The sequence below is a fragment of the Sporosarcina sp. AD_1 genome (genome assembly GCF_057373025.1).
This window is the reverse complement of the sequence record NZ_JBPVIR010000007.1, coordinates 64,832-89,776: the sequence shown is the minus strand read 5'-3', so window position 1 is coordinate 89,776 and position 24,945 is coordinate 64,832. Positions and strand designations below refer to the sequence as shown.

Sequence of the window (24,945 nt, the reverse complement as noted above, 5' to 3'; positions counted from 1 at the left end):
ACCTGTCACCCCTGATCACTGTATGAATTGTAGTTAATCAAAAAACGTCATATGTGGTTTGGCCTCTTTATAATAGGCGATCCGGTCTTTCAACGTGCCACAGTGAAATTCAAATTGGTGGCCATCAGGGTCTTCAAAATAGATCGAACGCCGATCCCGTGCATCCCGTTCTCTTCCCGGATGGATGTGTACGTTTAGTTTTTGCAGACGGGCTTTCAATGCATCCATTTCTTCTTCAGCTACTGTAAAAGCGATATGCGTGTACGATTGCCTGGTTTCATTCCGCGGAATATCCGTTTCAACATTCAATGCGAACCACATTCCGTTTACGTCCAAATAAGCAGTTGTCTTCCCTTTCACGAGCAGTCTTCCATCGAATACATCTTCATAGAATGCGATGGCTCGTTCCAAATTCGAGACGGAAAAGAGGAAGTGATTTACTCCTTGAATCATTCGCTTCTTCCTTTCTTTAGTGCTTTTCTATTAATGGTATTCGATGGATGGCAATCAAAACCCTTTTTTCAAATGGAATGTTCAGTTGACCCGAATGATGACGACTGTTCCAATCGGCACTTTCGATGCCAGTTCAAGGACATCTTTGTTATACATCCGGATGCAGCCATGCGATACAAACTTGCCGATTGAATCCGGATTATTCGTTCCATGAATCCCGTAATGCGGTTTGGACAACCCCATCCAAAATGCTCCAAACGGGCCACCGGGATTCGGTTGTTTGTTAATGATTCGGTATGTCCCAGTCGGCGTAGCCGTCACCATCTTCCCGACAGCCACCGGATACGTTTTCACGAGCTGATCATTGTATAACCGCAGTTGCCGATTCGCTACAGAAATTTCAATCCACATCAATGTCACCCCTCCATTCCACGATTGTTCTACTAGTATATGAACGTGAACTGATAGCGGCGAGAGGGTTCGCTAGTTTAGCTATGCAGAAATCGGGAAAACAAGTATCACGAAATTCATTTCGAGAAGGAGGAGCATTTCATGAAAAAGAAAATGGCACTCGCTGCACTCGGACTAGGGGCTGCATATCTCATGCGAAACAAAGAAGCCCGGGAAAAACTTTCAAACCAATTTGATTCATTCGGTTCCACGCCAATGCGAGGCGAGAAATCGAGCACAGCAACAAAAACACAAAATACCGGTCGCGGCAAAGGATTGCTCGGCAATCTGCTGGGCTGACCGCAGTATAGTGATAGCAGGGTTAGTCCACGAGACTGACCCTTTTTTATTTTAATGTATGCTCTGTTGCTTTCGGACATAGTATGGAATAATTAAAAGCTTTTATCTGGTAAAAGATCGGACTGGTGATTACGTTTGATTCCACGCTCCCCTATTGCCGGCGGCGCGCCAAATTACTCCTACTATACGCCAGCACCTGTGCGAGACGCGCCAAATAAATCGAAAATACGCCAAATCCCATGCGTGAAGCGCCAAATAATTATGGATGGCCGCTAGTAGCCTGATTGCCAGAAGTTTGAACCCATGACCAGGAGGAACACCAGTATAACGGCCTGAACGCCAGATTATCCGAACGAACGCCATTATAACGACCTGAACGCCATTAAATCCCTATGAACGCCATTATAACGATCTGAACGCCATTACATCTCTACGAACCCACAAATAAACTCAATAAGTGCCAAATGCTTCAAGACTGGCGCCAAAATCATCTCGACATACGCCAAATTCCTATGCTCCTTCTGTCAGTCACCTCTCGTCGAACCCACTTCACAAGTCCAAATCTCAATGTATCAGCCATTCTATATATAAAACGACAATTTTCCACAGATTCCCCCTATCTAACTTGTCTAATTATTCTTTTATTAGTATACTCATAGAAATCATTGAGGCTCCATTTATTTGGAAAAGGGGCCATCATTTTATTGAAGGAGGAGAACATGATGTTTTCGACTGCTTGGCAGCGTATGTGGGATATGCACGATCAGGTGAAAGATCTTTTCCGATTCTTCTTTCATCCGAACAGCTCGGAAATGGCTTCGGGTGGCGGCGGTGGACAGCCGATTGGAGTGAATAATGAGGGTGGGGGACGTGAGCCTCGGAGTTATTCACCCGCTCAGTTGATTGGACTTGTTTTAGGACCGCTTTTATTTTTCCTGACGCTTCTCTTTTTCCATCCGGCGGACCTCTCACCAGAAGGAGTTGCCATTTTAGCGAGTACGCTTTGGATCGCGACGTGGTGGATTACGGAAGCGATTCCGATTCCGGTTACTTCTTTATTGCCGCTTGTGCTCTTTCCGTTATCAGGCGGGATGGAAGTGAAGTCGACTGCTTCAGCATATGGGGATGAAACCATTTTCCTTTTCATGGGCGGTTTCATGATTGCGTTGGCGATGGAGAAATGGAATTTGCACCGCCGGATTGCCTTGACGATCATTTCTCTAATCGGTACAAATATGGACCGGATTGTACTCGGGTTCATGGTCGCAACAGGCTTTTTATCCATGTGGATCTCCAATACGGCAACGGCCATGATGATGGTGCCGATTGGGCTGGCGATTATCTATCAAGTTTCTGATGCGTTGAAGGACGACCCATCCATTGATACATCGAAGGAAAATTTCGGGTTTGGAAAGGCACTTATGCTCGGCATTGCCTATTCCGCTTCGCTTGGCGGAATCGCCACATTAATTGGAACACCTCCTAATACGTTGCTCGCAGGGGCGATTGATAAAATGTACGGCATTGAGCTTTCGTTTGCGAAATGGATGTTGTTCGGCGTTCCCTTGGCATGGACTTTCATTTTCATTGCCTGGTTTTATCTCGTCAAATTTGCGTATCTTTCCAAACTGAAGACACTCCCTGGAGGCAGGGCTGTCATCAATTCAGAAAGAAGCAAACTTGGAAGCGCTTCCGTCGAGGAAGTTTTGGTCTTCATTATTTTTGTTTTAGCGGCTTTGTCATGGATCACACGCACCTTCCTGATTGCAAAGGTAATACCTGGCGTTTCAGACGGCGTCATCGCTATGACCTTTGCCATCCTCTTATTCATCATCCCCTCCGTCAAGAAAAAAGGGGATCATCTGCTGGACTGGAATACGGCAGTGAAATTGCCGTGGGGCATCCTTCTTCTATTCGGAGGCGGGCTGGCCATTGCAGCAGGCTTCGTCAGTTCCGAACTGTCTGTATGGATCGGTTCGCAGTTGTCCGGGTTGCAAGGTGTTAATATACTCGTTGTCATTATTATTGTTACAACGCTTGTCATTTTCCTGACGGAGATTACGTCGAATACGGCGACCGCCTCCATGATGTATCCAATCATGGCTTCGCTTGCAGTCGCTCTCGGGTTCCATCCTTACGCATTGATGATTGCCGCAGGTGTGGCCGCTTCTTGCGCCTTTATGCTTCCGGTTGCCACACCGCCGAACGCTGTTGTTTTCGGCTCGGGCTATTTACGTATTCCCGATATGGCGAAAGCAGGATTTGCGCTCAATATCATCGGCGTCATTCTCGTGACGGTCGCCATTTATGTTCTGTTGCCGCTCGTCTGGGGAATTGACCTGACATCCATTCCGGATTCATTCAAATAAAGAAAGGAAGTGTAGTCATTGGACTGCGCTTCCTTTTTTCTGTTTGCCTTGGCGGCTTTGAATAAAAACTACGTAGAGCACGGGCAACATCGCAGTCAGCACGACGAGGCCACTCCAGCCAAACGCGCCCCACCACGGACTGAGCAAAGTGCTTCCGAGTGTCACGCCAATATAATAAGAGACTAAGTACAGACTCGAAGCACTGCCTTTATGATGGGTTGCTTCCTTGCTGACCGAGGCGGCCGTCAAGGAATGGGCCGTGAAAAATCCGAGACAGATGAGACAGAAACCGACGACTAGCAGCCAGATGGCGGATGCCAGCGTCAACAGAATCCCAATCGAAAATAAGAGGATCGCGACAAGGCGGACGCTCCGCAAACCGAACCTTCCAGAAAGCCAGCCGCCGATCGGGCCGCCCACCACTCCGAAACTATAGACCAGATACAAATAGGAAATTGTTTCAAGAGACAGTGAATACGGGGGCGCTAATAAATAAAACGGCACATACGTCCATATACCGGTAAACGATAATTGCAACACCACGCCTAAACCGAAAACAAGAAGCAGCGAAGGATTTTTCAAATGAAAGAAGAATCCTTCTAAGTCTTCGGCAAAACGGACGGTACTCGATGTAAAGTTTTTCGATTTCGGCAACAAGAAACAGATGAAGCCAAAAAGCACTGCTCCGAAAGCGGCCAAAATATATAAAGAAAACTGCCAGGAAACCTGTTCTGCCATATAGCCTGTCAGGAAGCGGCCAATCATTCCGCCGAGGCTGTTGCATGAAATATATAAAGCAGTCGCCAAATTGGCATATCGTCTGTCCACCTCTTCACTAATGTAGGCGAGAGCAGCTGCAGGTACGCCTGCCAATGCGAATCCTTGGATAAAACGCAACACGACGATCAGCCAGAATGCGTCTACCGACGGGATAATCAAAAACGGAAGAACAGCACATAATAAGGATAACTTGACAAATATACTCCGGCCCTTCCGGTCTGACATGAAACCTAATACGACCAGGCCGAGAATTAAACCGATTGTCGTAGCGGACATCGCCATACTTGCATAGGAAACGGAAATGGAAAATTCCTCTGTAAAAACGGGGAGAAGGGGCTGCATGGCATACATCGCTGCGAAGATGAAGACCGAGGACATGCCGGTGCCCAATATGATTCTCCAAAACGCAGCATCCTGTGCCGTATACCCTTTCTGTTTTTCCATAAAAAAACACCCCCTCATGCACCTATTATAATAGGTGCCGAGAGGATGATGTCTATTTTTGTTTATAACCTAAACGCACGGACCGATTCTTGAAGTTCCTCTGCCATCTTCGCCAGTGTATCCGAGGCAGCTGCAATTTCCTCCATGGAAGCCGTCTGCTCTTCCGCCGCGGCGGCAATATTTTGTGTATGGGCCGCCGAGTCGACTGAAATCTTGGAAGCTTCTTTTATAGAAATCGAAACAGTCTCAAACTCTTGAACATTCGCATGCAATGACTTGGATACGTCCTCCATTTGCATAAGCACCTCTTCGACACCTGTGGAAATATTGCGGAAAGCATCCCCCGCTCCGTTGACCAAGTCAATTCCTTCATTGACAGAAGAATGGCCTCGGTTAATCGCGATGACAGATTGGTCTATGTCCTGTTGAATCGCTTCAATGAGATGACCTACCTGGCTTGCTGAATTCGCGGACTGCTCCGCCAATTTTTTTACTTCATCTGCGACAACTGCAAAACCTCTGCCGTGTTCTCCTGCCCGTGCTGCTTCGATCGCTGCATTCAGAGCGAGTAAATTTGTCTGTTCGGCAACATCGGTAATCATGGAAAGAATTTTTGTGATCTCCAAGGATTTATTGCCAAGTTCGTTAATCAAGTCAGCAGTGGATGCGGTTTCCTGCTGAATGGTCTGCATATGGTTAATGGTTCTGGAGATAACTTCCTCGCCATTACCCGCTATATCCGCTGTCTTCTTGGACGTCTCATTCGCCTGACCCATGGCATCCGACAGCTTTTTCATTTCGTCAGTCATTTGGTGGATGGCCTCGTTGGATTGTTCCATTTTTTCCATTTGGGCATCCGTTCCGTAGGCCAAATCCTGAATGGCCCCTGAAACCTGTTCGACGGAGCGGCTTGTCTGCTCGCTGCTTGCGGATAGTTCCTCTGATGTTGCCGCCACTTGCATAGATGCCGTCGATACTTGCTCGATCATCTGCTTCAAATTCCCAGACATCCGGTTCACATAGCGAGCCAGTTCACCAATTTCATCTTTATTTTTAATTGCCATTTGCTCAGACGACAAGTCGCCATCCGCTACCTTGCCGACCTGCTCAGTCACCATCCGGATGGGCTTTGATAAATGGCCGGAGAACCAAATAATAAGAGCGGCTCCTAAAATGATCGAAACGGCCAGTACAATGGCGAGCGTAATTAGCAAATCATTCGCCCCGCTATTGAAGTCACTCAAGTATGTACCGGAAATGACAATCCATCCCCATGCAGGATCCGTTTCGGTATAAACGATTTTCGGTGCTACCCTTTCTTCACCGGGCACTTTGAAATCGAATGTGACAAAACCGCCTCCACCCTCTGCGGCTTTCAGCATTTCGCGCGTTGTATAACGCCCATCGTTCGACTGGGAATCAAATAAGTTTTTCCCTTCCATCGTAGGATGGACGAGTGCGTTTCCTTCCTTATCAAAAACGAAGTAGTACCCATACTTACCCATATCGACCTTATTCTCAATCGAGCGCGTTCCATCCGCCTGAAGAGGACCGATCAATGTCTCTTTCGCCTTGTTTTGCGCTTCCTCAAGTGTCATGGAACCGTTTTCGACTTGTTCATTCAGCATAGCAATTAAGTCTAGAGCTGACATGACATTATTTTTAAGTCCTGTGGATCCAAGCTCATCCAAGTTGTTTTTGGCCGTCCAGTATCCTGATATGCCTATTGTCACACTCGGTAAGATCAAAAGAGCCAACGTAATGACTATTAGTTTTATTCGAATTGAAGCTTTCATTATAATCCCTCCTGACTATTTATATCGGAGGTAATTAGAAATTCATAAGACTTTTTTATCATAACTCTACTTAAACTGCATAACTTTCTTCAAAACGGTAAAGATAAGTCGATTCAAAAATCATGAAGCGAAAGGGTGTATGTCCCATGAACAAAATGGCCATAGCCGCTATAGGATTGGGTGCTGCGTATTTAATGCGGAATAAAGAAGCCCGTGACAAGCTGATGAAACAATTTGGATCGCTTACGGGCGCAATGGGCATGATGAAAAGCAGCTAACGCCCGGAAAACGAAAAATCGGGGTCCTCAACCAGGACTCCGATTTTTTCGTTTTGTTAATCCACGCTCACTTCTTCCATCTTCTTTGCCCGCCGCTCGTCTTGCATGACAATGAAAATGCTCGCCTCATACAATAAAATCATCGGAAGGAGGACAATTAATTGACTTACAAAATCAGGAGGCGTGATAAGAGCGGAGATAACCGCCAGCACCACATACGACCATTTCCGGATTTTTTTCATTGCATCTGCAGTCAACAGGCCGATCGCCGACAAAAACATTGCAACAATGGGCAATTCGAAAAGAAGCCCGACCGGCATCGTTGTCATGAGAAGGAATCTTACGTATTCCTGTGCGGAAATTAATACGGAAAAATTCACTTTACCGATGGAGACTAAAAAATCATAACTAAGCGGATTGACGATAAAATAGCCGAATGAAAGACCACCGATAAACAAAAGAAACATGATGGGCGAATAGAGACTGAGAAATTGGCTCTCCCTCTCAAGCAGCCCCGGTTTAACAAATTGCCAGAGAAAATGGCAAAGGAAGGGCAACGATAAACCAAATGCCAATGCCGTCGAAATGGACATATAAAAGGTCACCACTTCAAGAGGCCCGAGGACAATCAATTCATGCCCTCTTGTAATAAACGGAAACCATAGGTTGATTGTGCAGAATACAACGATAAAGAAAAAGAGGAAAACAAACGCACTTTTGATGAGCTGTTTCCGTAAATCCGTCAAATGCTCGACAAGCGTCGGGTCATTCTCCGTATGATCATTTGGAGTCGCTTGCTTCTGATCAGGCAACTCACTCGAATCCAAGGAACTGACAATTTTGCGATTTTGGTGCTCAACTGGATCCATACCATTCACCCACTTAGGAAGGATCTTTTTTCGCAGGTATTTCAGGCTTGTCCTCTTCGTCTAAAACTTCCCTCGCCGATTTCTTGAATTCAGCCAATGTTTTTCCGATTGCAGAACCGACTTCGGGCAATTTCCGTGGACCGAACAAAATTAAAATGATGACCAAAATAATGATGAGTCCCGGAACCCCAATGCTTGCTAAACTCATACTGCACTCTCCTTTCGTTCCTCTGAATAAATTCCTCCATGGCTCTTGCTTCCACTCTAAGAGATTGAAACGCCTGATATTCATACTGCTCCCTTAGACAACTGCAGGAATCCCATAGGTGATACTGCTTGCCATAGTCTGCAGATATGGAATATGTCCATTTCCTTTATTGTCCAAGCCCAATGGAGATACTACCTTACAGCATGTCCGTTTTTAATCCCGTTTCATACCGGGTAACGAAATTTTATGGTGAGTCTTCCAGCAATAAACGATTGTATATTTATTTTCAATTTGGATAAATTCTACTGGAAAACGGTTCATAATTTTCCCAACAGGCCGATAGAAGGATTAACAGCACAAAAAGGGGTGGATAAACTTGCTCGGTAAATGGAATGCCACCGGGTTAAACATCATCCGCAACATGACGATGCATAATAATCAAGTGATGTTATCCATGGAACGTCTTTCAACAGGAAAACGGATTAACCGGGCTGCAGATGATCCAGCTGGCCTAGCCATTTCAGAAAAAATGCGAGCCCAGATCCGGGGTCTTCAAGTCGCACAACGGAATATCCAGGACGGCATTTCCATGGTGCAAACCGCAGAAGGCGTATTGAATGAAACGCATGCCATATTACAGAGGATGCGTGAATTAAGTGTGCAGGCTTCAAACGGAACATTGTCTGACAGAGACCGTGAGATGCTTGACCAGGAGTTCCAGCAGTTGAAAGATGAAATAACAAGACAGGCTAAGCAATCGGAGTTTAATACGAAGCCTTTATTCGATGGCAGCCAAACTTCCATTAAAATTCAAGCAGGGGCGAATGCGGGGCAAACGATCGAACTGAATATCGGGAATTTGAATAATCTAGGCTTGGACGATGTCTCCATAGCCACCCAAGAGGGAGCAAATGAGGCAATCTCCAAGCTGGATAAAGCCATTGACAATGTATCCTCCGAGCGTTCCAAACTGGGGGCTTACGCCAACCGGCTGGAGCATGCTTACAACAACGCCATGACCATGGAAGAGAATTTAACTGCAGCTGAATCCCGCATTCGGGACGCAGACATCGCAAAAGAAATGATGGCTCTAACAAAAGCAAATATCCTGCTACAGGCGAGCCAGTATGTATTATCGCTCCATATGCAGCAAGCCCAGTCGGTTCTGCAACTATTAAAGACATAAGAAAAAAGATCAACAGTTGTCCTTCGACATCAAGTTGATCTTTTATATGTTTACGCGTTACATTCCGTAAAGCGGGAAACGCTCTTCTAGAAAGTCGACTTGATCGACCGGCAACTCGATAATATACTCAAGGCTGCCATACGGCTGAACATCGACTTTTCCTTTCACAAATGGATTATTTGTCACGAGCGCGACCTTTCCATTTGCATGGTTGATGCCTTCCACTGCGAAACGATACCCTTCGAGCATTGTATACGGAATTATCTCATAGGCCTCTTGCAACTCTTTTAACGAAACAGAACGAATTAATACATGCTCTTTTCCGTTCATCCGTTCAAATCCATTACTTTCCTCAAAAACTTCCTCAGTCTGCAAATAATACTGTCGTTGATAGGATACGAGTGCATATTCTTTTCCATTCCAAATGGCAAAGCGTCCTTTCCGAATCATTCCGTCACCCCCGAATTATTGATTACCTTCATTATACGAATGTACCGATAATTTAGATAGATGATTTAGATGCATTTTACCAAAGTTAACCAGTTAATTGTACCTACAAAAATTATACTAACTATAAACTTTACCCTTTTTTCATTTCGTTTAAACATAATTCGTGACGGGTATATAGTAATAACCACAAAAAATGGAGGGATTGCTTATGAAAGACAATGGATTTTCAGACAAGGTGAAAGGCGCTGTAAGCAAAGCGAAAGGCGAAGTGAAGGACCAGGTCGGCAATGCTTCCGATGATCCGATGCTTCAAGCAGAAGGAAAATTGGATAAGATGAAAGGCGAAGTGCAAAAGCAGGTCGGCAACATGAAAGACCGTGCAAACGATGACGATAAATGGTAACCGGTTGCCGGAAGGTGCCTATTGATAAACAACACAAATTGGCTTCGGCCACTTTAGAGAGATCAGCCGCCAAGACTTCCTACGGCAAAATAGCCGTTCGAAGCCTTGGCGGCTGCATTTACGCAAAAGAAGTTCCGGCGCCCTTGCTTTTTGCACTATACCAGCTCTAAGAATACGAATTTTTTATAACCCATCTGTATTAAGCCTAGGTACGGTTCCTTCATTATCATTTCTTGGCTGGTAATCCGCATCGTTTTGCAACGACTCCCCACTCTCAGACAATGCTGCCTGGCTGTCGTGTTCAATTTGGCCATCGGTTTTTGGATTACCGTCTACGAATAGAGCAATGCCGCCTTTCCGGATGTCCTCATCCACTCGTGCATTGACTGTATTCGCATCTTCCATCCCGGATTTGCTTATCAATTGATTATTTTCCCGGCTGATTACCCTCACATAGGACTGATTTCGCAACTGGTCCAGCTCATCTTCCCTTTGGGCGACCGCATGAATAGCAGACTCCTCATAGCCTTCCGACTTGAGTTGGGTAATCTTATCTAAAGCGACATTAACCGAATGAAACGTTCCGACATATTTCATATCCATCCTGACACACTCCTTTTCCTTTTTATTCACTGTACCCCAGTAATATGGAATTCACACACCGGCATTTTATCCTGTTGGAATGAGTTACCTCTCGTATTTCCTGGCTCCGCTCGTTTTCGATCTCGCACCTCTCGTATTTCCTGGCTACCGCTCGTTTCCACTTTCGTACCTCTCGTATATCCCGGTAACCGCTCGTTTCCGATTTCTTACCTCTCGTATTTCCTGGTAACCGATCGTTTCCGCTTTCGTACCTCTCGTATCTCACGGCTACCGCTCGTTTCCGAGTTCCTACCTCTCGTATTTCCTGGTAACCGCTCGTTTCCACTTTCGTACCTCTCGTATATCCCGGTAACCGCTCGTTTCCACTTTCGTACCTCTCGTATATCCCGGTAACTGCTCGTTTCCGATTTCGTACCTCTCGTATATCCTGGCAATCGCTCGTTTCCGTTTTCGTACCGCTCGTATATCCTGGTAACCGCTCGTTTCCACTTTCGTACCTCTCGTATATCCCGGTAACCGCTCGTTTCCGTTTTCGTACCTCTCGTATATCCCGGTAACCGCTCGTTTCTGCTTTCGTACCTCTCGTATATCCCGACAACCGCTCGTTTCCGTTTTCGTACCTCTCGTATATCCCGACAACCGCTCGTTTCTGCTTTCGTACCTCTCGTATATCCTGGTAACCGCTCGTTTCCGTTTTCGTACCTCTCGTATATCCTGGCAATCGCTCGTTTCCGTTTTCGTACCTCTCGTATATCCTGGCAATCGCTCGTTTCCGTTTTCGTACTGCTCGTATATCCTGGTAACCGCTCGTTTCCACTTTCGAACCTCTCGTATATCCCGGTAACCGCTCGTTTCCGATTTCGTACCTCTCGTATTTCCCGGCAACCGCTCGTTTCCACTTTCGTACCTCTCGTATATCCCGACAACCGCTCGTTTCTGCTTTCGTACCTCTCGTATATACCGGTAACCGCTTGTTTAAGCGATTGCATTTCACAGCAACCACTCCCATGGCATCGCCGATCTTCAAGGCATCCACCTGCTTCCACGCTCCATCATTGAAATTCCAGTCTTCATTCTTCGGCATGGCTTTTGGCGAAGCAAGTCGAAATTGGATGTTTAGACATGATGTGAAAGGTCAATACTTGGAGTATCACCTAAGAGGAGTGTGGATAGATGGACGCGAAAGATCGTGTGGCTAAGGAATTGAATCAAATGGACGCGGAGAAGAAAGAAGATATTTTGGAAAACTTCAATCGCTTTAAAATGTATCTGTCAGATAAGGTAAGCAAAGGCGAGAGCTTAGGATTGAGCGAGGAGCAGCTTGCCAAGACGACAGAGTTTGTAGCCAATTATTTATCCAAGCACGAAGAACCGCGTAACCGTGAGCAGTATCTTTTGCAGGAATTATGGAATGCTGGCGATAAGGAAGAGCAACATGCGCTTGCGCATATGCTGTTGAAATTAGTTCGCCAAGCATAACATCGAAAGGATGTGGTTTTCATGAATCGAAAGAGAGTTTTTACGGAGCACGACCGAAAAGATGCGGAAGGGCCGTACATGGACAATCCGGAAAACATGAAGACGGACAAGGAAAGTATTTACGATATGCATGAAGATATGCAGACAGTGGATACAGTCGCTCTCGAAGATGCCAAAATGGAATGGAACGAAGAAAAGCAGGAGAATCACCATAAGACAAAAAGTGATTCCTCTTCAGAAGAAAAATATCCAGAGTAATACCCATAGCCTAGAATCCCTCAAAAAGAAAGAGCGGCGGACAACCAAGTCCGCTGCTCTTTTCTATTCGTTATACTGTTGTCTTGGCTGCATTTCGCCCGGACATGTAGGAGCCAAAGAGGACGAGCAAAATAATCAAAAACACCGTCAGCCCCGCCGCTTTCCAAAATGTCGGGTAATCCATGCTTCCCATCAAAATATAAGAGGCATACGTAGAAATCTTCCAAGGCGTTACCGTCCAGTAGGCACCTATGACGGAGTCTAATATCGCCATGATCAATGTCAAGAATAAGCCAAGCGCCGCCACTCCGCCCGTCGGCAACCATGCGCTGAGGGCCAACACGATCGACACGACGAAGATGATCCATAAGCTGTAAGCTGCAAGAAAGGCAAACACGTCCGCTGCCGGAATGGAGCCGAACAATTGGGACGTATAGTACCAACCCGCAAAAAAGCCGACCCAGACACTAGCCAACACGAGAATATTGATCATCGTCCATTTGCTTAGATAATAACTTGAATAAGAAATTGGCCGTACATATAACAACGTCGCTGTCCCGTTTTTCCGTTCACTTGATATCGCCCCCATAAACGCCAGCACGATGATCAGCAGACCGATTGTCTGATATTGTCCCATGAGCGAAACGAGGATATCTTTTGGAGCCAATTCTGGCCACGGAAACTCCGTTCCTTCCGGCATATTCCCAACACTTTTCATGATTTCAGGCAAGAAATGATTGGTCACCGGCTCTATAATTCCAAAGATGATGAAGACGAGAGGAATCCAAAGCAACTTGAAGTTGCGGACTTGTTCACGCCATTCTTTATGAAGCAACACACCGAATCCCTTCATCATTGCACCACCTTCATAAAGATTTCTTCCAGGCTCGCGGACTGTTTTTCCACCTTTCGGACGCCATAACGCCCGGTACTTAATACGGACATCACGTCCGGCATCGATACTTGTTCCCCAGTCAAATCAATCCAACCGACAGAACCTGTCAATTCCACTTTCCACGGAGCTGCCTGCCCGAATCGCTGCGACTCCTCCGCTCCTTCAAATTCAATCCGGATTTTCGGCTCCGCATACCGCTGCCTGAACTCATCGAGCGAACCTTGCTCAATCAACTTTCCATGCTGCATAAACAAGAGCTGATCCGTCATTTCTTCCGCGTCATTCAGAATATGAGTGGAATAAAGGATCGTCGTCTGGTGCTGCAATTCTTTCAATAAATTCATGATTTGCCGCCTTCCCACCGGATCAAGGGCGGAAACCGGCTCATCCAGCAATAGAAGTTTCGGCTTGTGAACGATGGCTTGCGCCAAGCCAAGCCGCTGTTTCATCCCACCCGAAAAAGTACCCGTCCGCTTATTCAATGCATTCCCAAGACCGACGAACTCAAGCGTCTTTTGCGCCTCCGCTCGGGCTTCTCGCGCTCCTAAGCCACTGAGCTTCGCTGCCATTTCCGTAAACTCGATTGCCGTCAACCAAGGGAAGAACTTCGGATATTGCGGGAGGAAACCAATATGGGAACGAATTTCCTGATCCGCTGATCCTTCGAATGAAACACTTCCTTCTGTTTGCGTGACTAAGCCCGCCAGCATCGACAGAGTTGTCGTCTTGCCTGCACCATTCGGTCCAATCAACGCTGTCGCCGTATAGGCATCCAATGTAAAACTGACTGCATCGACCGCCGTTTGCTCGCCATATCGTTTCGATAAACCCGTTGCTTCTAACAGGACATTCATGCTTGCCGCCTCCCGAATATGAAGTATAGAATCGGACCGACAAGATTCAGCAGGAGGATAATGAAAATCCACATGATAAACGGCCCGTTCGTCCGTTGGTTCCGAATTAGGTCAACTAACGCAACAATCATGAGAATCAACTGCAAGCCAAGTATCGGCAAGATGAGATTCCACGGGATATTAGCCAATTCAGCCATTCCCTCACAACCTTTCCTCAATTCTGTATTATCTTAAGTATAATACGACTGTTCTATTATGTATATAACAAAATAAAAAATAAAAAAGAGAGCGACGATAATCCGCCTCTCTCCTCTGCTTCTTATAGTTCATGTAATCTCGGCAAAGCGGTCAATGCGCCTTGCTTTGTCGTTGCCAGCGCACCGATTCGATTGGCGAAGCGAATGGATTCAATCCACCCCTTCCAATTCTCCGGTATCCCTTTTTCACACACTTCCCGCAGGATGCCTGCCATAAATGCATCTCCCGCTCCTGTCGTATCCACAACTTCGACAGGTTCCACGCCGACGTGATACTGTTCCCCGTCGATAACCGCGGTCGTGCCCCGTTCACCCGCTGTGACGAGAATAACAGAGATCTCATTAACCGCAAGCCGCCGGATTCCTTCCTCCACTGTATTGAAACCTGTTAGAAAGGACAGTTCCTCTTCTGTCACTTTCAATAAATCCACATCCGAAAGGAAAGAAGCAATTGTCTCCCGGCACTCCATCTCGCTTTTCCATCGCTTCAGCCGGATATTGGCATCAAAGGAAAGGAAAAGCCCTCTTTGCTTTGCCATCTTGACGGCTTCCTGAGTCGTTCGGAGCGCTGTAGGATGAAACATGGTGCCCGATGCAAAATGAAAAACGGACGCCTGCTCAAATGCCTCTTCCTGCAAGTCATCAGGCTCCACTTGAATATCAGGCGTTTCATCGATATACGAATGGAAAATCCGTTCAAATCCTTCTGTTAAATGGACGACCACGCCACTTACCCGTTTTTCCGGAACCCGTTTAGCGTAAGACAAGTCGACGCCTTCTTCTTCAATCTTCTTCCTGACATCAGACGAGGTCTCATCATCCCCTGTCACCGTTATATAAGACGCCGGAACACCGAGCCTCGAGACTCCGACTGCCACGTTGACAGTCGTTCCGCCCACATGCGTTGTAAAGGTTCGATTTGTTGCGTCATCTGCTACATAATCAACGAACGCATCACCATACACTACTACTTGTTTCATGCCAACGATAACTCCCTTTCTTTTCAATTTCATTATACAAAATAAGAACTGGTCTCATCACCTGAAATCCATGCCAGTGCTGTGACATTCTTCTCGCCTTTGAATAAACTAAAATAACTATTTTTTTGAGTCTATGCATACTTACAAGTCAGTTAGGGTATAGATTGATATGTATTCCGCATTCCGCCATCTATCTATAACTTGGCAGGAACTTCACCATGACAAGGAGGTACAATCGATGGATATCATCCTCGCGGCTTTCGACACGCTCATTATCCTGTTGTACATCGCATTGATCGCTTTTATCACGCCCATCCTAATGAAAGTCTTGCAAAAAAGGAACTACGATATATTTTTTCAATTGATTCCTGTCTTTATTCTCACATTCATTACGAGTCTTGCCATCTTTTTTGGTACAGGCGGATTCGAAGAGTCGCTCCTGTTTTTCCAGCTGACGACCATCATCTCGCTCGTCCTGATCGTCATTCTTTTATTCGTAACGCTCGCCATGAAAAAATTATGGCACCAGCAATATGAAAAAATGCTGGATTGGATTATTACCTTCAAGACCGAACGAAGCTTCTCGCTGAAATAAGCGAGGAGTTTTTTTGTTTGAATCCATCCTTTGCCGCGTTACAATATTTGTATTACATAACGGAAAGAAGAGTGGTTCAATTTGGCACTTCATGAACGGTTTTATTACCAAGACGCGTATCAGACGGAATTTACAGCGGAAGTTTTGCGGCAAGCGGAAGATGAGAATGACCGGCCTTATGTCGTCCTTTCCAATACCGCCTTCTATCCGACCGGCGGCGGGCAGCCTCATGACACGGGCACGATCCAGGGCACTGCGGTTGTAGATGTAGAGGAAGTCGAAGGCGAAATACATCATTACCTGGCCGAACCGCTCCAAGAATCCGGTCAAGTGGAAGGCGTCATCGATTGGGAGCGCCGCTTCGATCATATGCAACAGCATGCGGGCCAGCATATTTTAACTGCGTCATTTGTAGAGTTGTTCGGATTCCCTACTGTCAGTTTCCACCTTGGAAAAGAGCTCGTCAGCATCGACCTGGATGTTGAAGAAGTGACGGAGGAACAATTGCGTGCAGCAGAACGGTTGGCCAACGACATCCTGCTGGAAAACCGGCCGATTGAAACCAAATGGGTGACAGAGGAAGAGCTGGACCAATACGCTTTGCGCAAACAGCTCGCTGTCACTGATGAGATCCGTCTCGTTATCATCCCTGAATTTGATTATAACGGCTGTGGGGGAACTCATCCGAAATCGACCGGAGAAGTCGGTCTCATTTCGATTCTCGGCACAGAAAAACAAAAACGGAAAACTCGGGTTCATTTCGTATGCGGCGGACGGGTGCTTAAACAGCTACAGAAGAAAAATGCGGAGTTGCGGGAGGCATCCCAGTTATTGAGCGCACCTGAGGATGGCGTCAGCGAAGCCATTGCAAAACTGCAATCTTCCCATCACACTCTCGAAAAGTCATTGGAAGATGCGAAAGAGACGTTATTAGCTGTCGAAGCGAAAGAGCTGGCGTCTTCCAAAGAGGAAACAGCTGTCATCAAGGCAGCTTTCACTAACCGGACCATTCAAGAATTGCAAAAACTGGCACGGCTCATCGCGCAGGAAGACGAATCTGCAATTGTTTTCCTCGTAGCCAAAAATGATACGAAGCTTCAATTTGTTGCGGCACGAGGCGCAGCTGTTTCGACTAGCATGAAACAAGTCGCATCGGACGTACTTCCTCTTCTAAATGGAAAAGGGGGCGGCAGCGATTCATTCGTCCAAGGCGGCGGCGAGCGTACGATGCTGGCGGAGGAATTGCTGGAAGCTATGGAGAAGGCAATCTTGCAATAATCACCAACGAATTAACCACAAAACAGGCGGCCTGGATATCCAGGACCGCCTATTTTTCACTCTTTCCCTAACACTTCGTTCCAGTCAATTGTGCCGTCTTTGATCTGGTCACGGCGTTCTTTATTCATAATATCAGTTGGCCGGCCGCCTTTTGGCCAATCTTTGTCATGATTCTTCCATTCCGGACGATCCTTTGACAGAATGAAGGCTGCCAAGTCACTTGCTTCTTGGTCTGTCAAAGTGCCTGCCTGGCCTACAGGCATGTTGTTTTGAATATAACCGGCCATTTTGGACATACGCGCAATTCCTGCTCCATCATTAAATGAACCATCTCCCCAAAGGGCAGGCCCTGTATTCGAGCCTGTACCTGTGCCATCCCCTGCATGGCAGGCGATACAAGACTGCTGATACAATTGTTCGCCATCCTCAATATTTGGGACCGGCACTTCCTTCATATCGCTCTTACCTCGCCAAGGAAGTTCCGCTCCAACCGGAATCCCCTCAGAAATATAATGTAAGTAGGCTACCATTGCATCCAGGTCTTCATCGTCATCTGCGAATTTCTGGCCATTCATGCTTCGTACCATACAACCGTTAATCCGTTCCTCTAATGTGACAATTTGTCCTGAACGACCGATATACATTGGGTATACCGAAGTCATCCCGACTAAGGAAGATGTTTGTTCATCTGTTCCGGCTCCGGCGTGGCAGCTCGTACACGACAGCTCATTCACACGGGCCTCCCCTTCTTCAACAGATGATGCTTCGCTTCGAAGCACTTCAGACGTATTGTCGACCAGTGCATGCCCCCGTAAAATGGCTTCGCCCAGCGGCCCTTCCGGCACGTTTTCCAATGACGGCGGATTATGGACAATGCCTTTTTCTTCTCCGCCAGCAGTTTCTACGTCAGGACCTTTTTCCGCGTCCTCTTTGACGTGCTGCAGTTGGTTCGCCATTAACGCAATGATGAGCAGTGCGCCTGCGAAGAGGATGCCTAGTACTAGAGATGTCGTACGTTTCAATTCCATCGCCTCCTATTGTCCTATTGTTACTTTCATTTTACCCCCTTCTTTTCTACTAGCTCAATCACACTAGCATGATTTCTCAAATTTGAAACAACATTATGTTATTTTTCTAACATTTTCATTATTCTTCTTCATTTTTCCTATTTACTTGATACCACTCGGCTCTTTTCTATCTTCATCAAGACGTAATGTTACTGTCACAATCAATAGGGTAAAGATATAGTGATAGACGTTCACTAGAATCCAAATTGGAAAGGGGAAATTTCATGCGGAAAAAGCTATTATTTATTTCCGATCATGGCGATCCGCTGGCAGCCCTTGGTGGTGAACAAGCAGGCGGACAAAACAACTATGTGAAACAACTGGCCCTGGCACTCGATCAAAAAGGACATCATGTTGATGTGCTCACACATTGGGCGGATGAATCAAAACCACAAGTTGAATCATTTGGCAATCGATGCCGTGTAATTCGCATCGCTGGCGGCAAGAAAGGATACGTGCCAAAAAGCGATTTGTATGACATGCTTCCTGCCTTTTACGCAGAGATGTGTGAGACGGTCGATCCGTCGTCATATGACGCCATGCATACCCATTATTGGCTTTCCGGCCTGCTCGGCTTAAACATGGCCAAAGATTTCGGAATGCCGTGGATCCATACGTCTCACTCACTCGGAATTGCGAAAGCCCAAGCGACAGGACAGCGCGAGCAAGAGCGCCTTCAGGCGGAGCGGGTCATCTTGGAGCACGCAGACACAATTGTCGCTACAACTAAAACGGAACGGAATCTAATCCAAGGATTTGTGACGGACCCTGCACCGATCCAAGTGATTCCAATCGGGGTTGATAAAAGCTTTGAATCCAAAACGCTTACTACACAAAGCGACTCCCCCTATTTCGCTTTTGCCGGCCGCTTGGAATCGACAAAAGGGATCTTCACACTTATCCGCGCTTTTCGTTTATTAAAAGAACAAAACGAACTTCCTACATCTACAAAGCTCGTGATTGCGGGAGGCGACACGAACCAAGTGGATCCACAGAACAAAACACCCATCTGCCCTAAATTAAAAAAAGCAGTCAATGGAGTGGAAGATCATATCCTATTCGTAGGCGCACGCACCCAGTCCCAATTGGCTCAATTGTTTAATGGAGCAACGGCTGTTGTCGTTCCTTCCACATACGAATCCTTCGGCATGGTTGCTGCGGAAGCGCAAGCGTGCGGCTGTCCTGTCATCGCATCAGCTGTTGGCGGATTAAAAGATGTCATACAACATCGGGAAACAGGCCTTCATGTGGAACGGGAAAACCCCTTGCAACTGGCACGCGCTATGAAGTTCTTAGCGGCCAATCAAGAGTTCGCCCGCCTGCTTGGACGAAAAGCCGCTTCTTTTGCAAGGCGGGCGTTTAATTGGCCAACTGTTGCCAAGAAGATGGACAACATATATGAGGTGGTCATACGTGAAACAGAAAAAATATATGCTGGCGACTGATTTGGACGGAACGCTTGTCGGAAACGAGGAGGGACTTGCAGATCTGCTTGCTTATTACGAAGAAGCGCCTTATGAGGTGGCCCTTGTGTATGTAACGGGGCGACATCTCGAATCTGCCAGGTCGTTGATCAAAGAAGTGTCCTTGCCTGATCCGGACCTGCTCATTACAGATGTCGGGACTGCAATCTACCATGAGGACGGCGAAGATTCCGAATGGAAGCAGAAAATGAATGAGCATTGGCTGCCTGATCGGATTGTCGAGATTGCCACTGACTTCCCGGGGTTAAAGCGGCAACAACTTCCGAATAATCGCCGAGTTTCATTTACGGTGCATGACAATTCGTGCGAAGTAGAGAAATTCCGGGAGAGACTTGAGCAAGAAGGTGTCCCCCACACGTTCATCTTCAGCTCCAATCGGGACATCGATGTGCTGCCGCCTTCTTCCGGGAAAGGCCGGGCACTAAAGTATGTCATCGAGCACTATGCGGCGCCAGATGTCCAGCTGCTCATCGCAGGCGATTCGGGAAACGACATTGACATGTTGTCACTCGGACATCCTGCTGTCATTGTCGGAAACGCCCAGACGGAGTTATGGAATATGAACGATCATCCCAATCTATTCCGTGCCAAAACGCATTGCGCCGCCGGCATCCATGAGGCCTGGCTGCATTTTTATGATAAAAAAGACAAGCACGCATAGGGCAACCTATACATGCTTGTCTCTTTTGATTAATACGCTCTTGCAAACCAAACTGTATGCTTCGCTTCTTTACCGCAGTTGATGCATACATGTTTTTCTGCAGGCGGGTTGAATGGTATGTTGCGCGTCGTGAATTTGGTTTCTTCTTTCACATGCTCTTCACACGCATCGTCACCACACCAGCCGGCAAGGATCCAGCCTGGGATTTCCCCTTTTTCTTGAGAGCTGGCAATATGCTCTTTCAGCTCCGACAATTTGTCGATATGCGTATGGGAGTGCTCTTCACGGAATTTCCGTGCTTTTTCAAGCAGGCGCGTTTGCATCGTTTCCAGTTCCTGCTCGATGCGTTCCACGACATTCGCAAGATCAACTGCCACTTTATCCGCTTCGTCGCGAGCTTTCAACAATGCCTGGTTGTTCTCCAGATCACGCGGTCCAAGCTCCAGACGGACCGGTACTCCTTTTAACTCCCACTCATTGAACTTGAAGCCAGGAGATTGATCGGAATCATCCAAACGGACGCGGATCCCTTTCGCTTTCAGTGCCGCGTAAACTTCATCTAGCTTCTCCATGATTGCCGGATTTTTCTTCCACGGGCCGACTGGAATCAAAATGACCTGCGTTGGTGCAATACGTGGCGGCAAGACTAATCCTTGCTCATCCCCATGCACCATGATGACCGATCCGATGAGGCGAGTGGACGTACCCCACGATGTCGTATGAACGTACTCATGACGGTTTTCTTTCGTCAAATACTTAATATCAAACGCTTCCGCGAATTTTGTGCCTAAGTAATGGGAAGTCCCGGCTTGAACTGCCTTGCCGTCCTTCATCATCGCTTCGATGGAATACGTATCGACCGCTCCCGCAAACCGCTCGGATGGCGTCTTCTGACCATCGTATACAGGAATAGCAAGAAGTCCTTCGACTACTTCCTTATAGATATTCAGCATTTGCATCGTCTCGTGACGTGCTTCTTCTTCATCCGCATGTGCAGTATGCCCTTCCTGCCATAGGAATTCAGATGTCCGGATGAACGGCAGCGTCTTTTTCTCCCAACGGAAGACGTTCGCCCACTGGTTGATCAAAACCGGAAGATCGCGGTAGCTCTTGATCCAATCGGAATACAAATGACCGATCATCGTCTCGGACGTCGGACGGAGTGCCAGCCGCTCCTCCAATTTTTCACCTGCTGCCTCGGTCACCCAAGGAAGCTCTGGCGAGAAGCCTTCGATATGGTCCTTTTCTTTTTGGAAAAACGATTCAGGAATTAACATCGGGAAATACGCATTGCGATGGCCCGTCTCCTTAAAACGACGATTCATCTCTTCCTGGATATGCTCCCAAATCTCAAAGCCATCCGGTTTGAATGCGATACATCCGCGAACTGGCGTATAGTCCATCAAATCTGCCTTTTGGATCGTATCAATGTACCATTTTGAAAAATCATTTTGTTGATTACTCATACGTAAAACCTCCTTCTGCATAATAAAAAGCGCAAAGCTGTCCTCACTAAAAAGGACGTCTTTGCGCTGGGTCGACGTGGTACCACCTTTGTTCAGCCTATGATTGCCATAAGCCCTCAAACGTTTCGTAACGGAACGACCCGGTCATGTTTGCATGACATCTCCGTGGTAGGTTTCAATGAAAAGCGGTGGCATAACTCTCAGCTATCGCTATGCTTTCTGTATCACAATTTCCATCTACTCGGCCACTTCATGGATTTCATATTGACTCTACTATACCAAATAGGATTGTCATATACAATCGCGTTTATACAGTTGTGCAAATATCGTCAAAATAGGCAGACAGTGATTGATTGCGCCCGGTCTCATGCCACTCGTGATAAAGGCGGAATACCTGCTGGACATCCCCATGATGGAACTCAACGATGTCTTTCACCTTCAAAAAGCTGCGCCAGTAATCAAACATAATGCTCGGTATCGAACCTTCATATGTACCTGATCCGAAGTCATCCAACGAATGACCGCCATACTTTACTTGATGAGCCTTTACTAGGACATCTTCCACTTTCGTCACTTCATTGAAATAGGATTCACCAAGAAAGCGTCGCGGCAAATAAAAACACATGCCTTCCTCAAACCAGATGGAATCCTCCCTTTCTTCATCAAATTCATCCACAAACAGCTCACTATGATGAGTCAACTCATGCGCCAAGATTTCAAACAGATGATCCTCGCCAAATTTCTCATAATAAGCCTGGATCTCAGGCAACTCCTTCCCATCCAATTGAAGAAGCATCAAGTCCCGCCATTGCTCGAGCTCCGGCGATAGGTAAATGAACTCCTCATTCGTATATGCTGGAATCGGAATAGTGGAAAACACAGTCGTCGCGAGTTCAGCCGATGTCCACATAACAGCTTTCGGCGTTTCCTCCAGTCGATAGGAGGAGCGCAGTACTTCCTCGTATTCCCCCAGCCTTTCCATTTGGCGTTTGATCAAAGCTGCATGCCGTTCGCATTCCTCCGCAGTTTCAAAGCATAAGATAGATTTCATGAAACAGTCCCCCTCTTTATACAAACTATTCTAGCAGACGAATTCACATTAATTCATACAGTTGCTTTTCCGATGCCGCTCTTCTATACTTTTTACACAAAATGTTTTTTCGTTACTTATCAATGGGAGGTTTTATATATGTTGAAGACTACAGTATTTGAGCAGTTGAAAACGGCTATGAGAGAGAAAGATACGTTATCAAAAGGCGTGCTCACTTTATTGAAATCGGCGCTTGACCTAGCTGAGAAGGAAAAAGGGGCTCCACTTACGGAGGAAGAAGAGACAGCGATCGTCAACCGGGAAATCAAGCAGACCAACCAGGCGCTTGAAGGGGCACAAAGTGCACAGCGGGATGATTTGATCGAACAGGAGAAAGCGAAATTGACCCTGTTGAAATCATTTTTGCCAAAGCAATTAACTGAGGAAGAAGTCGCGGCTTTATTGACAGAAGCGGGTGTTTCCCAAGGAATGAATATGGGCGATGCGATGAAGATCGCCAAACCATTGCTCGCGGGCAAGACAGATGGTGCCACGATGTCAAAAGTGGTGAAGAGCTTAATTCAATAAGAAGTTGAAGTCCCCTGCTGATAGGCAGGGGATTTTTTGCATAAAAAAAGGGAGCTGGATTCGCTCCCTTTTCATCGCCAGCTTTCCACCCTTACTCGGGCGGCGGAACGAGGAAATTGTCCCCATGTCATTCAGCTGCAGCAACAGGCGTCCTCCTCTTACCGAACAACGTAGCAAGAAATAAAACACCAAGAAACAAAGCGTACAAGAAAAGATAACTTACTTCCGTATCCAGCTCTAAGAAGAAGCCGCCTAATATTGGGCCTGATAAACTGCCAATACTAAAAAAGATTCCACATAACAAGTTGCCTGTAGGCAGGAGCGATTTTGGCGTCAAATCGGACATGTAGGATACGCCAAGCGAAAAGACAGAACCTGCGAACAAGCCGGCCATGAAAAACATGACCATAACGAGGACCGCATGATCTCCCACCAAGCCGGCTCCCAGAAATGACAAACTCCCGCCGCCGAATGCCAATAATAAAACGGGCTTCCGTCCGATTCTATCTGACAACACACCAAGTGGAATCTGCGTCAGTATACCGCCAAGCGCAAAAGCCGGAATGATCAGGGACACCATCGAAAGAGGAATTCCATTGCGCAGAGCGTAGACGGGATACATTGCATTGAGCGATGATTCCAAAAAGCCGAAGCCGAACGGCCCAAGAAAAGCAATGCCGGAGATCAGAATCGTCGCTTTAAATTGCGAACCGGGACGCCCCGTTGAAACGTCCCGAGGGAGCACATCCGGAAAATCATTGCGCAACAGAAATACAGACGACCATGCTAGAACGCTGAGACCGGCCGAAACGATAAACGGCAAACCTTCAAAAATATCAACAAGCGGTACAAACATAGGTCCAATCGCAAAACCAAGCCCGACCGACAGGCCATAAATGGAAATGCTCCGGCCTAATTTATGCTGGGGAACGGTGCTCGTCAACCACGTCTGCGTCGCAAAATGGAGAGAATGGTCCCCAATCCCGACAAGCATGCGGAGGACAAACCAAAAAACAACATTCTTCCATAACGGAAACGCCAGCAAAGACACCAGCAAGCAAATACCGCCAAATATGATAATTGGCTTGTACCCATATTTCCTCAGCGGCGCCTCCATGAATGGAGAGACGAGCAACGTGCCGATGTATAATCCGGTCGCATTCAGCCCGTTTAACGTACTCGAGACCCCTTCCCTTTCAAAGATGGTCGAAATCAGCGGAAGCAGCATGCCCTGCGAAAATCCCGCGACCGACACGATGAGAACAAGCACCCAAAAGCGATGCCGTTCAACCGTTTGACGAATATGTATGACAGACTCCCCCCTGCTACTAAAACGCTATAACACATCGTACCATAAGTCACGAACGGCAAAAAGACGGCACGGGGTGACGAATCTGTGAATCGATTGACTTATTCTATCTTTTTGTAAAATGAAACAGGGGATCCGCCAAATACATTGGTTTT

29 protein-coding genes and 1 other annotated feature are annotated in these 24,945 nt (G+C 46.8%); of the genes, 12 read left to right on the top strand and 17 right to left on the bottom strand.

The window, feature by feature from the left end; genetic code table 11:
* Window positions 1–33 precede the first annotated feature (33 nt).
* Together fosB and ACSW3C_RS14560 are read right to left on the bottom strand one after the other, a co-directional pair.
* Entirely contained in the window at window positions 34–453 is a 420-nt protein-coding gene (gene fosB, locus ACSW3C_RS14565) for a metallothiol transferase FosB (RefSeq protein WP_486563529.1), read from the bottom strand.
* 81 nt (window positions 454–534) lie between these two features.
* Complete coding sequence (locus ACSW3C_RS14560) at window positions 535–864, bottom strand: L,D-transpeptidase (RefSeq protein WP_486563659.1); 330 nt, start codon at window positions 862–864, stop codon at window positions 535–537.
* Window positions 865–1,005: 141 nt separating this feature from the next.
* Between ACSW3C_RS14560 and ACSW3C_RS14555 the strand changes: the two genes are divergently transcribed.
* Together ACSW3C_RS14555 and ACSW3C_RS14550 are read left to right on the top strand one after the other, a co-directional pair.
* Window positions 1,006–1,203 (top strand): hypothetical protein, encoded by a 198-nt coding sequence (locus tag ACSW3C_RS14555; RefSeq protein ID WP_486563528.1) that lies wholly within the window; start codon window positions 1,006–1,008, stop codon window positions 1,201–1,203.
* A 722-nt stretch (window positions 1,204–1,925) separates the two neighbouring features.
* On the top strand, window positions 1,926–3,572 hold the full coding sequence (locus ACSW3C_RS14550) for an SLC13 family permease (RefSeq protein WP_486563527.1): 1,647 nt from the start codon (window positions 1,926–1,928) through the stop codon (window positions 3,570–3,572).
* Between the two features lie 15 nt (window positions 3,573–3,587).
* On the opposite strand, the gene ACSW3C_RS14545 is transcribed toward ACSW3C_RS14550, so the two are convergent.
* Window positions 3,588–4,796 (bottom strand): MFS transporter, encoded by a 1,209-nt coding sequence (locus tag ACSW3C_RS14545; protein WP_486563525.1) that lies wholly within the window; start codon window positions 4,794–4,796, stop codon window positions 3,588–3,590.
* 62 nt (window positions 4,797–4,858) lie between these two features.
* Window positions 4,859–6,592 carry a methyl-accepting chemotaxis protein gene (locus ACSW3C_RS14540; RefSeq protein WP_486563523.1) on the bottom strand — a complete coding sequence of 578 codons (1,734 nt, stop codon included), beginning with the start codon at window positions 6,590–6,592 and terminating at the stop codon, window positions 4,859–4,861.
* Window positions 6,593–6,738: 146 nt separating this feature from the next.
* Between ACSW3C_RS14540 and ACSW3C_RS14535 the strand changes: the two genes are divergently transcribed.
* Window positions 6,739–6,870 carry a hypothetical protein gene (locus ACSW3C_RS14535; RefSeq protein WP_269135807.1) on the top strand — a complete coding sequence of 44 codons (132 nt, stop codon included), beginning with the start codon at window positions 6,739–6,741 and terminating at the stop codon, window positions 6,868–6,870.
* A gap of 56 nt (window positions 6,871–6,926) precedes the next feature.
* Here ACSW3C_RS14535 and tatC read toward each other — a convergent pair whose 3' ends face one another.
* Together tatC and tatA are read right to left on the bottom strand one after the other, a co-directional pair.
* Window positions 6,927–7,739: a twin-arginine translocase subunit TatC gene (gene tatC, locus ACSW3C_RS14530; protein ID WP_486563522.1), complete on the bottom strand. Its 813-nt coding sequence runs from the start codon at window positions 7,737–7,739 to the stop codon at window positions 6,927–6,929.
* Between the two features lie 13 nt (window positions 7,740–7,752).
* Entirely contained in the window at window positions 7,753–7,947 is a 195-nt protein-coding gene (gene tatA, locus ACSW3C_RS14525; protein ID WP_486563521.1) for a twin-arginine translocase TatA/TatE family subunit, read from the bottom strand.
* Window positions 7,948–8,323: 376 nt separating this feature from the next.
* Between tatA and ACSW3C_RS14520 the strand changes: the two genes are divergently transcribed.
* Window positions 8,324–9,133, top strand: a complete 810-nt coding sequence (locus tag ACSW3C_RS14520; RefSeq protein WP_486563520.1) for a flagellin N-terminal helical domain-containing protein — start codon at window positions 8,324–8,326, stop codon at window positions 9,131–9,133.
* A 57-nt stretch (window positions 9,134–9,190) separates the two neighbouring features.
* Here the strand turns inward: ACSW3C_RS14520 and ACSW3C_RS14515 are convergent, their stop codons facing one another.
* Window positions 9,191–9,583, bottom strand: a complete 393-nt coding sequence (locus ACSW3C_RS14515) for a hypothetical protein (RefSeq protein WP_486563519.1) — start codon at window positions 9,581–9,583, stop codon at window positions 9,191–9,193.
* A 208-nt stretch (window positions 9,584–9,791) separates the two neighbouring features.
* On the opposite strand from ACSW3C_RS14515, the gene ACSW3C_RS14510 reads away from it, so the two are divergent.
* Entirely contained in the window at window positions 9,792–9,986 is a 195-nt protein-coding gene (locus ACSW3C_RS14510) for a CsbD family protein (protein ID WP_486563518.1), read from the top strand.
* Window positions 9,987–10,169: 183 nt separating this feature from the next.
* On the opposite strand, the gene ACSW3C_RS14505 is transcribed toward ACSW3C_RS14510, so the two are convergent.
* Both ACSW3C_RS14505 and ACSW3C_RS14500 read right to left on the bottom strand, forming a co-directional pair.
* Window positions 10,170–10,589 (bottom strand): hypothetical protein, encoded by a 420-nt coding sequence (locus ACSW3C_RS14505; RefSeq protein ID WP_486563516.1) that lies wholly within the window; start codon window positions 10,587–10,589, stop codon window positions 10,170–10,172.
* Window positions 10,590–10,611: 22 nt separating this feature from the next.
* Window positions 10,612–11,616 carry a hypothetical protein gene (locus tag ACSW3C_RS14500; RefSeq protein ID WP_486563514.1) on the bottom strand — a complete coding sequence of 335 codons (1,005 nt, stop codon included), beginning with the start codon at window positions 11,614–11,616 and terminating at the stop codon, window positions 10,612–10,614.
* A 146-nt stretch (window positions 11,617–11,762) separates the two neighbouring features.
* On the opposite strand from ACSW3C_RS14500, the gene ACSW3C_RS14495 reads away from it, so the two are divergent.
* Both ACSW3C_RS14495 and ACSW3C_RS14490 read left to right on the top strand, forming a co-directional pair.
* Window positions 11,763–12,068, top strand: a complete 306-nt coding sequence (locus ACSW3C_RS14495) for a DUF3243 domain-containing protein (protein WP_238078967.1) — start codon at window positions 11,763–11,765, stop codon at window positions 12,066–12,068.
* Between the two features lie 21 nt (window positions 12,069–12,089).
* Entirely contained in the window at window positions 12,090–12,326 is a 237-nt protein-coding gene (locus tag ACSW3C_RS14490) for a hypothetical protein (RefSeq protein WP_486563512.1), read from the top strand.
* A 70-nt stretch (window positions 12,327–12,396) separates the two neighbouring features.
* Here the strand turns inward: ACSW3C_RS14490 and ACSW3C_RS14485 are convergent, their stop codons facing one another.
* The 4 genes from ACSW3C_RS14485 to ACSW3C_RS14470 form a co-directional block, all read right to left on the bottom strand.
* A complete protein-coding gene (locus ACSW3C_RS14485; RefSeq protein ID WP_486563511.1) occupies window positions 12,397–13,179 on the bottom strand; it encodes an ABC transporter permease in 783 nt (260 codons plus the stop codon).
* Window positions 13,179–14,075, bottom strand: a complete 897-nt coding sequence (locus ACSW3C_RS14480; RefSeq protein WP_486563510.1) for an ABC transporter ATP-binding protein — start codon at window positions 14,073–14,075, stop codon at window positions 13,179–13,181. Before ACSW3C_RS14480 ends, ACSW3C_RS14485 begins: the two co-directional genes overlap by 1 nt.
* Window positions 14,072–14,272, bottom strand: coding sequence for a PLDc N-terminal domain-containing protein (locus ACSW3C_RS14475; RefSeq protein WP_486563509.1), 201 nt, complete (start codon window positions 14,270–14,272; stop codon window positions 14,072–14,074). Before ACSW3C_RS14475 ends, ACSW3C_RS14480 begins: the two co-directional genes overlap by 4 nt.
* Before the next feature lie 122 nt (window positions 14,273–14,394).
* A complete protein-coding gene (locus tag ACSW3C_RS14470; RefSeq protein ID WP_486563508.1) occupies window positions 14,395–15,312 on the bottom strand; it encodes a carbohydrate kinase family protein in 918 nt (305 codons plus the stop codon).
* 238 nt (window positions 15,313–15,550) lie between these two features.
* On the opposite strand from ACSW3C_RS14470, the gene ACSW3C_RS14465 reads away from it, so the two are divergent.
* Both ACSW3C_RS14465 and ACSW3C_RS14460 read left to right on the top strand, forming a co-directional pair.
* A complete protein-coding gene (locus ACSW3C_RS14465; RefSeq protein WP_486563507.1) occupies window positions 15,551–15,907 on the top strand; it encodes a hypothetical protein in 357 nt (118 codons plus the stop codon).
* A gap of 81 nt (window positions 15,908–15,988) precedes the next feature.
* Window positions 15,989–17,185 (top strand): alanyl-tRNA editing protein, encoded by a 1,197-nt coding sequence (locus ACSW3C_RS14460; protein ID WP_486563506.1) that lies wholly within the window; start codon window positions 15,989–15,991, stop codon window positions 17,183–17,185.
* A 56-nt stretch (window positions 17,186–17,241) separates the two neighbouring features.
* Here the strand turns inward: ACSW3C_RS14460 and ACSW3C_RS14455 are convergent, their stop codons facing one another.
* Window positions 17,242–18,207, bottom strand: coding sequence for a c-type cytochrome (locus ACSW3C_RS14455; protein WP_486563505.1), 966 nt, complete (start codon window positions 18,205–18,207; stop codon window positions 17,242–17,244).
* A 269-nt stretch (window positions 18,208–18,476) separates the two neighbouring features.
* Here ACSW3C_RS14455 and ACSW3C_RS14450 point away from each other — a divergent pair, with 269 nt between their 5' ends.
* Together ACSW3C_RS14450 and ACSW3C_RS14445 are read left to right on the top strand one after the other, a co-directional pair.
* Window positions 18,477–19,697, top strand: a complete 1,221-nt coding sequence (locus ACSW3C_RS14450) for a glycosyltransferase (protein WP_486563504.1) — start codon at window positions 18,477–18,479, stop codon at window positions 19,695–19,697.
* Entirely contained in the window at window positions 19,666–20,397 is a 732-nt protein-coding gene (locus ACSW3C_RS14445) for an HAD-IIB family hydrolase (RefSeq protein ID WP_486563503.1), read from the top strand. The genes ACSW3C_RS14450 and ACSW3C_RS14445 overlap by 32 nt, the downstream gene beginning before the upstream one ends.
* 29 nt (window positions 20,398–20,426) lie before the next feature.
* Here ACSW3C_RS14445 and proS read toward each other — a convergent pair whose 3' ends face one another.
* Window positions 20,427–21,863, bottom strand: a complete 1,437-nt coding sequence (gene proS, locus ACSW3C_RS14440) for a proline--tRNA ligase (protein ID WP_238078988.1) — start codon at window positions 21,861–21,863, stop codon at window positions 20,427–20,429.
* Between the two features lie 48 nt (window positions 21,864–21,911).
* Window positions 21,912–22,126, bottom strand: a binding site (T-box leader).
* Window positions 22,127–22,170: 44 nt separating this feature from the next.
* Window positions 22,171–22,914 (bottom strand): hypothetical protein, encoded by a 744-nt coding sequence (locus ACSW3C_RS14435; protein ID WP_486563502.1) that lies wholly within the window; start codon window positions 22,912–22,914, stop codon window positions 22,171–22,173.
* Between the two features lie 138 nt (window positions 22,915–23,052).
* Here ACSW3C_RS14435 and ACSW3C_RS14430 point away from each other — a divergent pair, with 138 nt between their 5' ends.
* Window positions 23,053–23,481 (top strand): GatB/YqeY domain-containing protein, encoded by a 429-nt coding sequence (locus ACSW3C_RS14430; protein WP_486563501.1) that lies wholly within the window; start codon window positions 23,053–23,055, stop codon window positions 23,479–23,481.
* 127 nt (window positions 23,482–23,608) lie between these two features.
* Here ACSW3C_RS14430 and ACSW3C_RS14425 read toward each other — a convergent pair whose 3' ends face one another.
* Window positions 23,609–24,790, bottom strand: coding sequence for an MFS transporter (locus ACSW3C_RS14425; RefSeq protein WP_486563658.1), 1,182 nt, complete (start codon window positions 24,788–24,790; stop codon window positions 23,609–23,611).
* Between the last annotated feature and the right edge of the window lie 155 nt (window positions 24,791–24,945).

Bases quoted from the DNA above. Each gene is read 5' to 3' on its own strand.
- fosB (WP_486563529.1), bottom strand. From the start codon at position 453: ATGATTCAAGGAGTAAATCACTTCCTCTTTTCCGTCTCGAATTTGGAA.
- ACSW3C_RS14560 (WP_486563659.1), bottom strand. From the start codon at position 864: ATGTGGATTGAAATTTCTGTAGCGAATCGGCAACTGCGGTTATACAAT.
- ACSW3C_RS14555 (WP_486563528.1), top strand. From the start codon at position 1,006: ATGAAAAAGAAAATGGCACTCGCTGCACTCGGACTAGGGGCTGCATAT.
- ACSW3C_RS14550 (WP_486563527.1), top strand. From the start codon at position 1,926: ATGTTTTCGACTGCTTGGCAGCGTATGTGGGATATGCACGATCAGGTG.
- ACSW3C_RS14545 (WP_486563525.1), bottom strand. From the start codon at position 4,796: ATGGAAAAACAGAAAGGGTATACGGCACAGGATGCTGCGTTTTGGAGA.
- ACSW3C_RS14540 (WP_486563523.1), bottom strand. From the start codon at position 6,592: ATGAAAGCTTCAATTCGAATAAAACTAATAGTCATTACGTTGGCTCTT.
- ACSW3C_RS14535 (WP_269135807.1), top strand. From the start codon at position 6,739: ATGAACAAAATGGCCATAGCCGCTATAGGATTGGGTGCTGCGTATTTA.
- tatC (WP_486563522.1), bottom strand. From the start codon at position 7,739: ATGGATCCAGTTGAGCACCAAAATCGCAAAATTGTCAGTTCCTTGGAT.
- tatA (WP_486563521.1), bottom strand. From the start codon at position 7,947: ATGAGTTTAGCAAGCATTGGGGTTCCGGGACTCATCATTATTTTGGTC.
- ACSW3C_RS14515 (WP_486563519.1), bottom strand. From the start codon at position 9,583: ATGATTCGGAAAGGACGCTTTGCCATTTGGAATGGAAAAGAATATGCA.
- ACSW3C_RS14510 (WP_486563518.1), top strand. From the start codon at position 9,792: ATGAAAGACAATGGATTTTCAGACAAGGTGAAAGGCGCTGTAAGCAAA.
- ACSW3C_RS14505 (WP_486563516.1), bottom strand. From the start codon at position 10,589: ATGGATATGAAATATGTCGGAACGTTTCATTCGGTTAATGTCGCTTTA.
- ACSW3C_RS14495 (WP_238078967.1), top strand. From the start codon at position 11,763: ATGGACGCGAAAGATCGTGTGGCTAAGGAATTGAATCAAATGGACGCG.
- ACSW3C_RS14490 (WP_486563512.1), top strand. From the start codon at position 12,090: ATGAATCGAAAGAGAGTTTTTACGGAGCACGACCGAAAAGATGCGGAA.
- ACSW3C_RS14485 (WP_486563511.1), bottom strand. From the start codon at position 13,179: ATGAAGGGATTCGGTGTGTTGCTTCATAAAGAATGGCGTGAACAAGTC.
- ACSW3C_RS14480 (WP_486563510.1), bottom strand. From the start codon at position 14,075: ATGAATGTCCTGTTAGAAGCAACGGGTTTATCGAAACGATATGGCGAG.
- ACSW3C_RS14475 (WP_486563509.1), bottom strand. From the start codon at position 14,272: ATGGCTGAATTGGCTAATATCCCGTGGAATCTCATCTTGCCGATACTT.
- ACSW3C_RS14470 (WP_486563508.1), bottom strand. From the start codon at position 15,312: ATGAAACAAGTAGTAGTGTATGGTGATGCGTTCGTTGATTATGTAGCA.
- ACSW3C_RS14465 (WP_486563507.1), top strand. From the start codon at position 15,551: ATGGATATCATCCTCGCGGCTTTCGACACGCTCATTATCCTGTTGTAC.
- ACSW3C_RS14450 (WP_486563504.1), top strand. From the start codon at position 18,477: ATGCGGAAAAAGCTATTATTTATTTCCGATCATGGCGATCCGCTGGCA.
- proS (WP_238078988.1), bottom strand. From the start codon at position 21,863: ATGAGTAATCAACAAAATGATTTTTCAAAATGGTACATTGATACGATC.
- ACSW3C_RS14435 (WP_486563502.1), bottom strand. From the start codon at position 22,914: ATGAAATCTATCTTATGCTTTGAAACTGCGGAGGAATGCGAACGGCAT.
- ACSW3C_RS14430 (WP_486563501.1), top strand. From the start codon at position 23,053: ATGTTGAAGACTACAGTATTTGAGCAGTTGAAAACGGCTATGAGAGAG.